Source organism: Hydrogenophaga sp. OTU3427 (assembly GCF_038440225.1).
In the GTDB taxonomy this organism is placed as follows: Bacteria; Pseudomonadota; Gammaproteobacteria; order Burkholderiales; family Burkholderiaceae_C; genus Hydrogenophaga.
The window spans coordinates 115,486-128,717 of sequence record NZ_JASATI010000004.1 but is presented as its reverse complement, the minus strand read 5'-3'; the positions used below and the strand labels follow the sequence as shown (position 1 = coordinate 128,717).

Genomic DNA, 13,232 nt, shown 5'->3' with positions numbered 1-13,232 from the left:
TTACTCGATTTTGACGCTGGTCCGGGACAAGGCTTCGCCGCATTCCGGGCACAGCCAGTGGGCGTGCAACGCATGGCCACAAGTGCGGTGTGTGATCCGCATGGGCGGCCGGTTCTCCCACAACCAACGGTCCCCCCACTGGAGAAGTTCAACCGTGATCGGATAGGTGGCGATGGCGGCCCGGGTGAGCCGGTATTCCTGGCGCGACCCGGCATAGGACTTCGCCCGCATCAACCCCATCGCCTGCAGCTCCTCAAGCCGGTCGCTCAATGGGGCTGGCCAGATACCCGTGGCCTCAGAGAGTTCAGAGAACGTCCGCTTGCCTTGAAGGGCGGCAGCAATCAAGGCGCTGTTCCAGCGATCTCCATAGGCCCGCATGAGCGTGGGCAGGCTGCCACGATCGTCGCTGCGCGATTTGCGGTAGCGTTTGCGGGCTGACCGTGACGCTGCATCGGCGTCGGCGGGCACCGCCTCGATTGACACCGCCGCGAAGGTGTCAAACGGCGTGACCGGCTCGCGGCAATGTCCACAGGCATAGACAGGGTCAATGGCCTTGCCGCAGCCCAGATGAACCAGACGGCTGCGCGGTCGGTCGTGGACCGGCGCCTGGTCGTCGACACCGGTCCCCCAATGCCGCTCCCACTGCCACATGGCGATCAGCACACCCCACAGGTCGAGGCCTCTGTCCGTCAGCCGATATTCGGGGTGGCCACCCAGGTGCTCCACCTTTTCCAACAACAGGTCGTGGCACATGCGCTCCAGGCGTTCGCTCAGGACGGCCCGCGACACGCCCAGCGCACGCATGTAGTCGCTGAAACGGCGCTCGCCCCGGAAGCTGGTGCGCAGGATGCGCAACACCCAGGCATCGCCCAGAACTTCGATGGCACGTGAAGCCCCGCTGGCATTCAGTGTCGGTGGCGCAGCGATCGTCATGGGCACATGAGTTAACACAGATGACATTGTCTGTCTATAGTAGTTATTCCAATGCGGATCTGGGCGTGAACACCCACAATTGGTCTGTCTAAAGTAGTTTAACCAAGGCGATTGCCTCCATCATTCACAAGGAGACGCATGGATCATCCGGTCATTATCGAGGCGCTGCGCACGCCACGCGGCGCCGCCAAACCCAGCGGGGCCTTGCACAGGCTGCCCGCCGCGCAGTTGCTTGGCAGCCACCTGCGGACCCTGAAGGAACAGGTCGACGTGGATCCCGATCAGGTGATCGACGCCGTGTTCGGCTGTGTCACGCAGACCGGCGAACAAGGCGGCAACGTCGGCAAGGTCGCAAGCTTGCTCGGTGGCTGGAGCGCCAGGATGTCGGCGGTGACGATCAACCGCTATTGCGCCTCGGGTCTGAGTGCCGTGCACTGGGCCGCGCTGCAGGCGCAGCAGATGGACGCATTGACACTGGGCGGAGGTGTCGAGACGATGTCGCGGGTGCCCATGTTTGGCGACGAGGCTCCCCATTACTCGGACAAGGCGCTGGCCCATTCGGTGGGTTTCATGCCGCCTCCCTGGACCTCAGACCTGGTGGCCACGCGGCATGGCATCACGCGCGAAGCCTGCGACCGCTACGCTGCGTTGTCGCAACAGCGCGCCGTGGCCGCGGGACGCAACCTGCCCATGCCCTCGTTGTGCCCGGTGCACGGCGCCGACGGTGGCTTGTTGCTGGCACGAGACGAAACCCCGCGCGAGAGCAGCACGGCGGAACGCCTGGCGACGCTGAAGCCGGTCTACGAGGCCGGCGCCGGCGGACTGGATGCGTGGGGGCTGGCCAGAGAGCCGGGGCTGGGGCAGATCCAGCATGTGCACACGGCCGGCAACGCACCCTGCATGGCCGACGGTGCCGCCGCCGTGCTGCTGGGCTCCGCCAGCGCCGCGGCCCGCGCCGGCCTGCGGCCGCGTGCACGCATTCTGGCCATGGCCGACGCCTGTGTGGCCCTGACCCAGACAGGCGCTGTCGACGCCACACGCCGAGCCCTGGCCCAGGCCGGACTGGGCACACGTGACATCGATCTGTGGGAAGTGCGCGATTCCTTCGCGGCGATCACGCTGCATTACATGCAGGCCCTGGACGTACCGCTGGAGCGCTTCAACGTCAACGGCAGCGCCATCGCACTGGGCCACCCCATGGGCGCGACAGGCGCCATGCTGGTGAGCTGCCTGCTCGACGAGATGGACCGCTGCGATCTGCGTTACGGCGTTGTTGCCATCGCGGGCGCCGCGGGCGTCGCCACCGCCAGCGTCATCGAACGCATCCCCCATTGAACATCCCCTACGAGGCACATCCATGATCGACATCCACAGCCGCGCTCAACGCACCTGTCTGCCGTCCGACAACCCCTACCTGAACGGCGCCTGGGAACCCACGGACACCGAATGGACGGCCGACGGCGCCGACCTGCAGGTCATCGGCGAGATCCCGCGCGACCTCCACGGCGTCTACATGCGCAACGGCCACAACCAGGTCCACGCACCCATGGGCAAATACCACCCATTCGACGGTGACGGCATGGTGCACGCGGCGCGTTTCGAAGACGGCCGTTTCAGCTACCGCAACCGCTGGGTGCGCACCACTGGTTTCCTCGCCGAACAGGCGGCCGGTGCTTCGCTGTGGCCCGGCATCATCGAGCCCCGCCGCGCGACCCGCCGGGGCTGGGGCTCGATCGGGGCGATGAAGGACAACGCGGGCACCGACATCATCGTGCACGCGGGCAAGGCCATCGTGGCGATGAGCCAATGCAGCGAGCCCTACCGCCTGGACCCCTTTACCCTGGAAACCCTTGGGCCGGACCCCGCCTGGGCCCACGCCTTGGGCGACCGCGGCATTTCCTCCCATTTCCAGGTCGATGAACACAGCGGCGAGATGATGTTCTTCAACTACCACGAGAAGGCGCCGCTGTTCAACTACGGTGTGGTGAACGCCGCCAACGAGCTGGTGCACTACGAGCCCATCGACCTGCCAGGGCCACGCTGGCCCCACGACATGGGCATGACCGAACACCATTGCATCCTGCACGACCTGCCAATGTTCTTTGACCAGCAAAGCCTGGCCAAGGGGCAGCACCGTCTGAAATTCCACCGCGACGTGCCGGCCCGCTTCGGCATCATCCCACGCCTGGGCAGCAACCGCGACGTGCGCTGGTTCGAGGGGCAACCCTGCTACATCCTGCACCTGTCCAACAGCTACGAGCTCGGCGACGAGATCGTGATGGAAGGCTGCATCCAGACCAACCCGGTACCCGACTTGAGCGCTTACCCGAAGGAAGGGTATGCGCGCATGCTCGCCCTGCTGGACATGCACAAGCAGGAGACCCGCATGCACCGCTGGCGCTTCAACCTCAAGACGGGCCAGACCCACGAGGAAGACCTGGACGACGAGGTCACCGAGTTCCCCATGGTCAACGGTCGCTACAAGGGCCGCCCCAACCGGTATTCGTACAACGCCCACATGGTGCCGGGCTTCTGGCACCTTGATGGACTCAAGAAATACGACCTCAAGACCGGTGCCACGCAGAGCTGGCGTGCACCGGCGGGATGTTATGTGAGCGAAGCACCGTTCGCGCCGCGGCTGGGCGCCAAGGACGAGGACGATGGCTACCTGATCACCTACATGACCGATACCGTGAACCGGCGCGCCGAATGTGTGGTGCTCGATGCCAAGGACATCACGCGCGGTCCGGTCTGCCGCGTCGTTCTGCCTGGCTACATCCCGTTGGGTGCACACGCTTACTGGATGCCCATGTCGGACGCCGGAGGTGTGCAATGAGCTTCAGCGTCCCCCTGCCCGACCACGCGGTCACCCAAGCCCATGGCCAGCCCAACGGCACCACGGTTTTCCTGTTGCACGGGGCTTTTGGTGCCAAGGAATACTGGCGCGCACAGGTCGAGGCGCTGGTCCGCCACGGCTACCGCGTGGTCGCCTGGGATGCGCCCGGCTACGGTCTGTCGGTGTTGCCCGATGGTTTCGGCATCGACCACTGCGCGCAGGCGCTGGCGACCTTGTTGCAGCGCGAAGGCGGTGTCCGCAACGTCGTGATGGGCCACAGCATGGGCGGAATGATCGCCCAGCGCGCATGGGCCTATGCGGCGCCCTTGATTCAAGGTTACGTCCTGTCGGCCACGAGCGCGGCCTTCGGTCAGTCGGATGGCGATTGGCAGCGGGAATTCGTTCGCCAGCGCGTGGCGCCGCTGGATGCGGGTCGCAGCATTCCCGACTACGCACCAGAGATGTTGCGTCACATGATGGCACCAGGCAGCGGTGGCACCGTGGTGGACCTGCTGATCGCGACCGTGAGCCAGATGCGTGAAGAAACCTTTCGCGCGGCGGTGGCGGCGATCGCGACCTACGAAGGCCGGGCGCTGCTGCCCACCATGAACGTACCCGCCCTCTGCGTGGCGGGTGCGCTGGACCGCACCGCCCCCGCCGAAGTGATGCAGAAAATGGCCACCAAGATGCCTCAGGCGCAATTCGCCTCGCTGGACGGACTGGGCCACTTCGGATGGGCGGAGAACCCCACCCGGTTCAACGCCGTGTTGCTCGATTTCCTGCAGAACAACGGCTTTGCCGCCCCCATTGCACCTCAAGGAGACCCGTCATGACCCCCCCACGCATCGGCCGCCGTCGCGTCCTGCAACTCGCGCTCGCTGGCAGCTCGCTGCCACTCTGGTCCAGCGCACGCGCACAGGCGCCCTGGCCGACACGCAACATCAGCATCATCGCGCCCAACGCCCCTGGCGGCCCGGCAGACACGCTGGCCCGCGTCGTCACCCAGTCCATGTCCAAGGAACTCGGGACGACAGTGACCGTCGACAACAAGCCGGGCGCGGCAGGCAAGATCGGCGTCCAGACCCTGCTGCGCGCACCGCGCGACGGCCACACCATTGCGGTCACCTCCGTCACGGCACTCTCGGCGCTGCCAGTGTTCGACCCCAACGTGGGCTACCAATCCCCCGAGGACTTCGCCCCCTTGACACTGGCGGTTCGCACCCCGGCGGTGTGGTGTGTCCATCCGTCGCTGGGCATCCAGTCGCTGCAGCAACTGATCGCCCGCGCCAAGGCCGGTCCGGGCGTGCTGAACTACGCCAGTTTTGGCACCAACAGCTCATCCCACCTGGCGCAGGAGGACTTTTTCCGCCGACTGGACATCCAGCTCACCCACGTGCCCTACAAGGGCGAGAGCGAAGGTGTCACTGCTTTGCTGGGCAACCAGGTGCAGGTGATGATGGTGTCAGGGGCCGCGAAACCGCACATCGAAGCTGGCAAGCTGGTGGCGCTGGCCACGACCTCGCAGGACACCTGGGACGTGCTGCCACAGGTCAAGCCCGCCAACCGTTCAGGCGTTCTGCAACTGGCCCAATACAGCTACGAACCCTGGCTGGGATTTTCCGCCGCGGCAGGCACGCCGTCTGACGTGGTGGACCGCCTGCAACGCGCCCTGAGCAACGCCCTGCGCTCACCCGAAGCGGCTTCCGCCTTGAACAAACTGGGCTACCGAGTGGTCGTGGGCAGTCCTCAGCAGATGCGCGACGCGATCGTGCAGGACATGACCGGGTACCGCGTTTTGCTGAGATCTGGCCGCGTGCAGATCGGCTGAGGAGCGACACATGGCAGGCGTACTGGATGGAATCCGGGTGCTGGACCTCACCCGTGTGGTGGCGGGTCCATGGTGCACCCAGACACTGGCCGACCTTGGCGCGGAAGTGATCAAGATCGAGAAACCTGAAGGCGGCGACGACACCCGCCGCGTGGGGCCGTTTGTCGGTCCCGCCAGCCGGGGCGACTCGGCCTTTTTCATGGGGACCAACCGCGGCAAACAGTCCATGGCGGTGGACATCAGCCACCCCGATGGACAGGCACTGATGCACGAGTTGGTGGCGCAATGCGACGTGGTGGTCGAGAACTTCAAGGTCGGCGATCTCAAGCGCTACGGGCTCGATCACGCCACCCTGTGCGCCCGACACCCGGGACTGATCTATTGCAGCGTCACGGGTTTTGGTCAGGACGGTCCGTACGCGAGCCGCCCCGCCTACGACTCCGTCCTGCAGGCGATGTGCGGACTCATGAGCACCTGCGGACAACCCGATGACCAGCCCGGTGGTGGACCCATGCGCGCGGGCGTGCCGGTGGCCGACATCTTCACTGGGCTGTATGCGGCGATTGCCATCCTCGCCGCGCTGATGCACCGCCGCAGCAGCGGCGCGGGCCAGTTCATCGACATGGCCATGGTGGACGCGACCACCGCCATCATGGGCCACCTGGCCCTGGGCTACCTGATGACGGGCGAGGTGCCACAACGCCAGGGCAACAACAACCCGATCACCGCACCGTCCGAGGTCTTCCGCGCCAGCGATGGATTTTTCTCGATGTCGGCGGGCAACAACGGGCAGTTCGCCGCGCTGCTGGAGGTGTTGGAGCTGCCCGTCGAGCTGCTGACCGACCCGCGCTTCGCCACCAACATCGATCGGCTGGCCCACCGCCAGGCGCTGCACGAGCACCTGGAAGCCGTCACCCTCACCCGGCCGGTGGCCGAGTGGATCGATAGGCTGTCGGCTCGCACCGTGCCCTGTGCCGCCATCAACGACATGCGTCAGGTCTTTGAAGACCCGCAGGTCCGGCACCGCGACCTGCACCTCAGCCTGCCCCATGGCAGCGGCCAGGAGGTGCCCACGCTGCGCAGCCCGCTGCGCCTGCCTCAGGCGCCCGTGGCGTATGTGGCGCCGCCCATGCTGGGCCAACACACCGCGCAGGTCTTGCACAACTTGCTGGGCAAATCGGCGACTCAGGTGCAGGCGCTGCAGCAAAGGGGTGCGGTCCGCGTGCTGCCCTGACCACCATGCCCGCGTCGCCGAGCGACATCTCCAGCGTCGACAACCTTGACCGCAGCGACCTGGGGTCGCAGCGTCTGGTCACCACGCTTGCCAGAGGGCTGGATGTCCTGGCCGTGTTTGCGTACGGCGAGCTGCTGGGCAACCTGGACATCGCCTCGCGCACCGGCCTGAGCAAAGCCACCGTGTCGCGTTTGTGCGCGACGCTGCTGGCCCTGGGCTACCTCCGTCTGGACGAGCGCACACGCAAGTACGCGATGGGCGGGCGCCTGCTGGCGCTGGGGGCTTGTGTGCAACACCACTCGGGCCTGTTGGTGGTGGCCAAGCCGCACATGCTGGCACTGGCGGCCAGCACAGGCATGACGGTCGGCATGGCCGCGCGTGACCGCCTCGGCATGGTGTTTCTCGACGCCGCACGTGGCGCTGGCCCGCGTGTCGGCACGACATCGGTCGGCTCGGTCGTGCCCATGGCCGAAACGGCCCTGGGCCTGGCCTACCTGTCCCATGCCCAGCCGGTCGAACGCATCGCCCTCCTGCAGCAGTTGCGCAGCGCCTACGGTGTGGGCTGGCCCGCCGTCCGGGATCGTATCGAGCGGGCCATCACCGAATACCAGCGCGACGGTTTTGTGGTCCGCGTGCGCTCGTGCGAAGACAGCGTGAGCGGGGTGGGTGCGTCGGTGTTGTTGCCGGGGGCGCACGGGCGGATTGCCTTCAACTGCGCCACCACGTCCAATCAACACGGCATCGCGCAGCAGCTGTTGCGCGCCGGGCAGGCGCTGCGCTCGATGGTTCAGGCCATCGAGCGTGAACTGAGCCTTCAGCCACCCGCACCCAAACGCTCCATCGGTGGCGGGCGCAAGGCCACCGTCACTGTTTTTTCCTCGGTGTAGAAGTGGCGCATGCCGTCGATGCCTTCGCGCCCCACGCCCGACTGCTTGTAACCACCGAAGGGGAAACGTGTGTCCAGTGTCATCGTGGTGTTGGTCAACACCACGCCGGCCTGCAGCCGCTGCGCGCCTGCCATGGCTTGGTTGAGGTTCTGCGTCCACAGGTAGGACACCAGGCCGAACGCGGAATCGTTGGCAAGGGCGATCGCCTGGTCGAAGTCGTCAAACACCTGAATGGCCGCCACCGGGCCAAATATCTCCTCTTGGCAGACCCGCAACTGGTTGTGGGGCACGAGCACGGCGGTCGGCTCGATGAAGTAGCCGGCCTCGCAACCGGCAGGGCACCCACCGCCGGTGAGCAGTTCGGCGCCGTCGGCCACCGCGGCGGCCACGTGGGCACTCACCCGCCGGTGATGGGCAGCGTTGGCCAAGGGGCCGATGTCGGTGCGCGCGTCCATCGGGTCGCCCACCCGGATGCGCCGGGCCCGCGCCACGAAGCGGCTGACGAACTGGTCGGCGATGCCCCGCTGCAGCAGGATGCGCGAGCCGGCGAAACACTGCTGGCCGTTGTTGGAGTAGATGCCGGCCAGCGCGCCGTCCAGGGCGAGGTCAAGGTCGGCGGAAGCGGTCACGATGTTGGCGGACTTGCCACCCAGTTCCAGATCCACCCGTTTGAGGCCGGGGCCGGCGGCCGTGGCAATCGCCCGGCCTGTTTCCGTGCCCCCGGTGAACGACACCACACGCACGGCCGGGTGGCGAACCAGGGCGTCACCCGTGACGGCGCCGCTGCCATGGACCAGGTTGACCACGCCCGCCGGCACCCCGGCTTGTGTCAACAGCTCCATGAACCGGGACACGGCCAATGGCGTCGTCTCGGCGGTTTTGACGACACAGGTGTTGCCAAACGCCAGCGCGGCCGCGATTTTGGTGGACGCCAGCGCCAGCGGCGCGTTCCAGGGCGAGATCAGCGCCGCCACCCCCGCGGGCTCGCGGACCACATAGCGCAAGTAGGCAGCGTCCTGGGTACCGGCCTTCTCCACGTTCTGGGACATCCAGTCGGCGAAGAACTCGAAATTGCGGGCCACCCGGGGCATCTGTCCGTGGGTCACGTAGCGCAGCGGCAGGCCGCTGTTCAGCGTCTCCAGCCACGCCAGCTCCTCGCCGTGGCGCCGCGCCAGCTCGGCGATGTGGCGAAACACCGCCTGCCGGTCTGCGGTGGCCAGGCCGGCCCACTGCCCACGTTCATGGGCCAGACGCGCGGCTTCAACGGCCTGTGCGGTCTCCTGGGCGTCGGCCTGGGCCACCTGGGCAATGGTCTGTCCGGTGGCTGGGTTGATCACCGGCAGCAGGGTGGCACCGGGTGGCTGCCACTGCCCGTCGATGTAGCTGGTGAGCGTCGTGGGAAAAGGGTAGCGGGTGTTCATGCCATGTGACTCCCACCGTTGACATGCAAGGTCTGGCCCGTGAGGTAACTCGCCGCCGGGCTGAGCAGGTAGAGCAGCGGGGCCGCGATGTCCTCGGGTTGCCCCAGCCTCTGCAAGGGAACGCCGCCGAGGAAGTGCTTCACGTCCAGTCCGGATTTTTTTTGCGCCCGCCCAGTACCGCCCTGCAGAAAGGGGGTTTCGATCACCCCTGGCGCCAGCCCGTTGACCCGGATGGCGGGCGCCCATTCGGTGGCGAGGGCCCGCACCAGGTTGATCACGCCGGCCTTGGAGGTGGCGTAGGGCGCGTAGCCCACAAGCGGCACCATCACGCCAAAGGTCGAGGACACCAGGACCACGGCGGGGGCCATGCCCTGTTGTGCCGAGGCCCTGAGCCAGGGGGCACTGGCGCGCGCGACCAGGAACATGCCCCGCAGGTCGGTGTTGACGATGTCGTCCCATTCGCGGGTGGGCATCTCGGCCACGGGAATGCGTTCACCGGTGTAGCCCGCCAGGTTGACCAGGGCATCGATGCGCCCCCAGGTGGCCCCAATGGCGTCAAAGGCCGCCTGAACCTGATCTTCCTGCGACACATCGCAGGCGATCTGGTCCACCCCTGGCTGGGCCGGCGTGGCGTCGATGGCGCGGGCGGTGTCCATCACCTTGACCTCGATGGACAGGGCACGTGCCGCGCTCACCAGCGCGCGGCCTATGCCACCACAACCGCCCACCACCACCATGCGGCGAGCGGGCTCTGGCACAAACGAAGGCAAGGAGGACATGGCGGGCGCGCTCATTGTGTGGACCCCATTTCAGCCTGTGCCTTGTCCCAGAAGGCCGTATCGGCCGCCATCTGGGCCTTGAGCGCCTGGGGCGTCATGTCCAGCCAAGGCTGGTTGGGTTGAGCGCGCAAGGTGCGCAGCATGTCGTCGTCCAGCAGCACCTTGCGCGAACTGTCCTGCAGTGGCACCAGGGTCGACGCCGGGACTTTGGATGAAGCAAAGACGACCACGCCGTCCGTCCAGTCCACACCTGGAAAGCCCAGCTCGCGCAGGGTGGGCAGCTGCGGCATGAACTCGCTGCGTTGCGGGCTGATCAAGCCCAGAAGGCGGATTTTTCCCGCCTTCTCGTTTTCACGTGCGGTCGCCAGCGACAACACCCCCATCTGGATTTGCCCGCCCAGCAGGTCGGCCAGCATCGGCGCCTCGCCCCGGTAGGCAACGGCCACGGCATCCATTGCCTTGAGCTGCCGGGCAATGCGGTGTTGCCCGATGTGGGTGGTCGTCATGGGGCCATAGGTGCCATAGGACAGGCGCTTGCCCTGGGCAAAAGTGGCCAGGTCGCGCATGTCGGTCACCTGGCTGGTGGCCGAAGTGGCCAAGACCAAGGGCGCCACGGTGAGGGGCGCGACAGGCGTGAAGTCGTCGAGCGCGTTGTAGGCGGTCCGGATCGCAGGGTTGCGGTTGGTGAACACCGAATACGGCGTGATCAGCAGCGTCTGCCCATCGGCGGGCGCTTTCGCCACGGCATCGGCGCCCAAGGTGCCTGCAGCGCCCCCGCGGTTGTCCACCACCACCGGGACGTTGAGCATTTCGCTGAGCTTGCGGGCATACACGCGACCAATGAGATCGGCATTGCCGCCGGCGGGAAAATTGACCACCAGCTTGATGGGTCCGGATGGAAACCGGTCGGCCGGTACTTGTGCATGAGCGGTGTGGGCGCCTGCGGCCAAAGCGGCGGCACACAACAACGCGCGTCGGGTGAGATACATGGTGGCTCCTGATGGAATGGCGGTCGCTGGAGCACCCATTCTTCGTGGGCATACCGGTCCCATCCATTCAAATCCGTCGTCCATTTCACTCAATGGAACAACCCGGGGTTTCCATGGAGCGTGGTCCCGATGTCAACCGCGTCAGGTTTCACGCAGCAGCCGGTCGGCCGGTGACAATCTCGGAGCGCTGGGGCCGCATCATCAAGACGGCGGGCATCCAGCCCGAATAGGCCAGCCTCACTCCTTGAAGTAGACCACCTGGTGCGAGGTGGCCAGCATCAGGCCGGCCTGGCTCCAGACCTGCGCGGTCTGGTCGAAGAAACCGTTGCGGAATTCCTGCGCCTGGGCCTGGCCCAGCAGGAAGTCGGTGCCGGCGGCGGCCAGTTCGCGGCTGCCGGCGTGGAAATAGACAGTGATGGCCACGGTGCCGGCCGGCACCTGCGAGGCGCGGCGCAGCCACACGCGGGGAAAGAACACGTCGCACATGGCGGCCAGCGAGCAGAAGTCCAGCGGGCGCGCCGGCTCGTCGCGCATCCACAGCTGCGACAGGCTGCTGTGGCCACCACCGTCCCAGGTCTGGGGCACTGGACCGGTGATGGGGCGCATGTCGTAGCGGTTGAGCCACTCCACGCCCTTGAACATCACGCGCCGCTCCAGCGTCTGCGGCGCGGGCACCGGCGGCATGGGCGTATCGCTCAGACTCCAGGTCTCGCGCCGCGCGGCGGTCACGGCGGTGGCGGTGGTCGACACCACCGGCGCGCCGTCCGCGTCGTTCTGCAGCAGCGTGACCGTCCAGTGCTGGGTGGAGCGGTTGGTGCGCACCGGCGTGACCTGCAGCTCGAACGGGCCGTCGGTCAGCGCACCGGCGTAGTTGACGGTCAGGGACAGTGGCTCGCCCAGACGCTGCGGGTGCAACATGATGGCCCGCAGCACGGCAGCGGCGGTGATGCCGCCGAAGGGGCCGACCATGTTCCAGTAGGCTTGGTTGGTGTGGCCCGAAAAATGACCTGACGGGTCCTGCGACAACGCCAGGGCGGTGTCAAACGGATGTGCGTGGGGGAGTGGCTTGCTCATGGCGCCAGTGTGCCAGCAAGGCGGCCCCCCGGTCTGTCACACGCGCTCGAAAATGCCCGCGGCGCCCTGCCCCATGCCCACACACATGGCCACCATGCCGTACTTCTTGTTGTGGCGCTTCAGGGCATGCACCACGGTGGCCGAGCGGATGGCGCCGGTGGCGCCCAGCGGGTGACCCAGGGCGATGGCACCACCCATGGGGTTGACCTTGGCCGGGTCCAGGCCCAGGGTGTTCATCACCGCCAGCGACTGCGCGGCAAAGGCCTCGTTGAGTTCGAACCAGTCGATGTCGTCCTGCTTCAGGCCGGCGTGTTTGAGCGCCGCCGGAATCGCCTCGATCGGACCAATGCCCATGATGTGCGGCGGCACACCCCGCGAGGCGTAGCCGACAAACCGCGCCAGCGGCTGGAGGCCGAAGCGTTGCACGGCCGCGCCGCTGGCCAGGATCAGCGCGCCCGCGCCGTCGCTGGTCTGCGAGCTGTTGCCGGCCGTGACCGAGCCGCGCGCCGCGAACACGGTGCGCAGCTTGGCCAGGCCTTCGAGCGTGGTGTCGGGGCGCGCGCCTTCGTCCAGGCTGATGGTGCGGGTGCTGGTGCTGACCTCGGCGCTGTCGAGGTCGACGCTGCGCTCGGTCACCTCCACCGGTGTGATCTCGGCGCTGAATTCGCCGTTTTTCATCGCGATCACGGCGCGCTGGTGCGATTGCAGCGCGAACGCGTCCTGCGCGTCGCGCGAGACCTTCCACTGCTGCGCCACCTTCTCGGCCGTCAGGCCCATGCCGTAGGCGATGCCGTAGTTCTCGACGTCGTCGGTGTTGCTGAAGATGCTGGGTGAGAGGCTGGGCGTGTTGCCCATCATGGGCACCATGCTCATGCTCTCCACGCCGGCGGCGATCATGACCTCGGCCTCGCCCACGCGGATGCGGTCGGCCGCCATCTGCACCGCCGACAGGCCCGAGGCGCAGAAGCGATTGACGGTGATGCCACCCACGCTGTGGGGCAGTCCGGCCAGGATGGCGCCGATGCGCGCCACGTTCAGGCCCTGCTGCGCTTCCGGGATGGCGCAGCCGCAGATCACGTCTTCGATGGCGGCCGGGTCCAGGCCCGGGGCCTGGGCCAGTGCCGAACGCAGGGCGTGGGCCAGCAGGTCGTCGGGTCGCAGGTGCTTGAAGGCGCCCTTGTGCGAGCGGCCGATGGGGGTGCGCGTGGCGGCAACGATGTAGGCGTCTTGAATCTGTTTCATGGTCGGGTC

At 66.9% G+C, this 13,232-nt stretch carries 12 protein-coding genes; 6 read left to right on the top strand and 6 right to left on the bottom strand.

Annotation, left to right across the window (positions count from 1 at the left end):
* On the bottom strand, positions 1–933 hold the full coding sequence (locus tag AAHB17_RS03960; protein ID WP_342129195.1) for a winged helix-turn-helix transcriptional regulator: 933 nt from the start codon (positions 931–933) through the stop codon (positions 1–3).
* 138 nt (positions 934–1,071) lie between these two features.
* On the opposite strand from AAHB17_RS03960, the gene AAHB17_RS03955 reads away from it, so the two are divergent.
* From AAHB17_RS03955 to AAHB17_RS03930, 6 genes are read left to right on the top strand one after another with little or no spacing between them, the layout of a single operon-like run.
* Positions 1,072–2,268 (top strand): acetyl-CoA C-acyltransferase, encoded by a 1,197-nt coding sequence (locus AAHB17_RS03955; protein WP_342129194.1) that lies wholly within the window; start codon positions 1,072–1,074, stop codon positions 2,266–2,268.
* A gap of 22 nt (positions 2,269–2,290) precedes the next feature.
* Positions 2,291–3,769, top strand: a complete 1,479-nt coding sequence (locus tag AAHB17_RS03950; RefSeq protein WP_342129193.1) for a carotenoid oxygenase family protein — start codon at positions 2,291–2,293, stop codon at positions 3,767–3,769.
* Positions 3,766–4,602, top strand: a complete 837-nt coding sequence (locus AAHB17_RS03945; RefSeq protein WP_342129192.1) for an alpha/beta fold hydrolase — start codon at positions 3,766–3,768, stop codon at positions 4,600–4,602. The genes AAHB17_RS03950 and AAHB17_RS03945 overlap by 4 nt, the downstream gene beginning before the upstream one ends.
* Positions 4,599–5,597, top strand: coding sequence for a Bug family tripartite tricarboxylate transporter substrate binding protein (locus AAHB17_RS03940; protein ID WP_342129191.1), 999 nt, complete (start codon positions 4,599–4,601; stop codon positions 5,595–5,597). Before AAHB17_RS03945 ends, AAHB17_RS03940 begins: the two co-directional genes overlap by 4 nt.
* 10 nt (positions 5,598–5,607) lie before the next feature.
* Positions 5,608–6,831, top strand: a complete 1,224-nt coding sequence (locus AAHB17_RS03935; protein ID WP_342129190.1) for a CaiB/BaiF CoA transferase family protein — start codon at positions 5,608–5,610, stop codon at positions 6,829–6,831.
* 5 nt (positions 6,832–6,836) lie between these two features.
* Positions 6,837–7,718: an IclR family transcriptional regulator gene (locus AAHB17_RS03930; protein WP_342129189.1), complete on the top strand. Its 882-nt coding sequence runs from the start codon at positions 6,837–6,839 to the stop codon at positions 7,716–7,718.
* Here the strand turns inward: AAHB17_RS03930 and AAHB17_RS03925 are convergent.
* The 5 genes from AAHB17_RS03925 to AAHB17_RS03905 all read right to left on the bottom strand — a co-directional run bounded on the left by AAHB17_RS03925 (position 7,646) and on the right by AAHB17_RS03905 (position 13,223).
* Positions 7,646–9,139 (bottom strand): aldehyde dehydrogenase, encoded by a 1,494-nt coding sequence (locus AAHB17_RS03925; RefSeq protein WP_342129188.1) that lies wholly within the window; start codon positions 9,137–9,139, stop codon positions 7,646–7,648. The two genes, AAHB17_RS03930 and AAHB17_RS03925, sit on opposite strands and share 73 nt — an antisense overlap.
* Complete coding sequence (locus AAHB17_RS03920) at positions 9,136–9,918, bottom strand: SDR family NAD(P)-dependent oxidoreductase (protein ID WP_342129187.1); 783 nt, start codon at positions 9,916–9,918, stop codon at positions 9,136–9,138. Before AAHB17_RS03920 ends, AAHB17_RS03925 begins: the two co-directional genes overlap by 4 nt.
* An 11-nt stretch (positions 9,919–9,929) precedes the next feature.
* Positions 9,930–10,907 carry a tripartite tricarboxylate transporter substrate binding protein gene (locus tag AAHB17_RS03915; protein ID WP_342129186.1) on the bottom strand — a complete coding sequence of 326 codons (978 nt, stop codon included), beginning with the start codon at positions 10,905–10,907 and terminating at the stop codon, positions 9,930–9,932.
* A gap of 237 nt (positions 10,908–11,144) precedes the next feature.
* Complete coding sequence (locus AAHB17_RS03910) at positions 11,145–11,981, bottom strand: acyl-CoA thioesterase (protein ID WP_342129185.1); 837 nt, start codon at positions 11,979–11,981, stop codon at positions 11,145–11,147.
* A gap of 36 nt (positions 11,982–12,017) precedes the next feature.
* The gene (locus AAHB17_RS03905) at positions 12,018–13,223 is read right to left on the bottom strand and encodes an acetyl-CoA C-acyltransferase (protein ID WP_342129184.1); all 1,206 of its coding nucleotides are present in this window, start codon (positions 13,221–13,223) and stop codon (positions 12,018–12,020) included.
* Positions 13,224–13,232 lie beyond the last annotated feature (9 nt).

Coding starts and splice junctions, on each gene's coding strand:
- AAHB17_RS03940 (WP_342129191.1), top strand. CDS start 4,599: ATGACCCCCCCACGCATCGGCCGCCGTCGCGTCCTGCAACTCGCGCTC.
- AAHB17_RS03945 (WP_342129192.1), top strand. CDS start 3,766: ATGAGCTTCAGCGTCCCCCTGCCCGACCACGCGGTCACCCAAGCCCAT.
- AAHB17_RS03915 (WP_342129186.1), bottom strand. CDS start 10,907: ATGTATCTCACCCGACGCGCGTTGTTGTGTGCCGCCGCTTTGGCCGCA.
- AAHB17_RS03930 (WP_342129189.1), top strand. CDS start 6,837: ATGCCCGCGTCGCCGAGCGACATCTCCAGCGTCGACAACCTTGACCGC.
- AAHB17_RS03960 (WP_342129195.1), bottom strand. CDS start 933: ATGACGATCGCTGCGCCACCGACACTGAATGCCAGCGGGGCTTCACGT.
- AAHB17_RS03905 (WP_342129184.1), bottom strand. CDS start 13,223: ATGAAACAGATTCAAGACGCCTACATCGTTGCCGCCACGCGCACCCCC.
- AAHB17_RS03935 (WP_342129190.1), top strand. CDS start 5,608: ATGGCAGGCGTACTGGATGGAATCCGGGTGCTGGACCTCACCCGTGTG.
- AAHB17_RS03910 (WP_342129185.1), bottom strand. CDS start 11,981: ATGAGCAAGCCACTCCCCCACGCACATCCGTTTGACACCGCCCTGGCG.
- AAHB17_RS03950 (WP_342129193.1), top strand. CDS start 2,291: ATGATCGACATCCACAGCCGCGCTCAACGCACCTGTCTGCCGTCCGAC.
- AAHB17_RS03920 (WP_342129187.1), bottom strand. CDS start 9,918: ATGTCCTCCTTGCCTTCGTTTGTGCCAGAGCCCGCTCGCCGCATGGTG.
- AAHB17_RS03925 (WP_342129188.1), bottom strand. CDS start 9,139: ATGAACACCCGCTACCCTTTTCCCACGACGCTCACCAGCTACATCGAC.
- AAHB17_RS03955 (WP_342129194.1), top strand. CDS start 1,072: ATGGATCATCCGGTCATTATCGAGGCGCTGCGCACGCCACGCGGCGCC.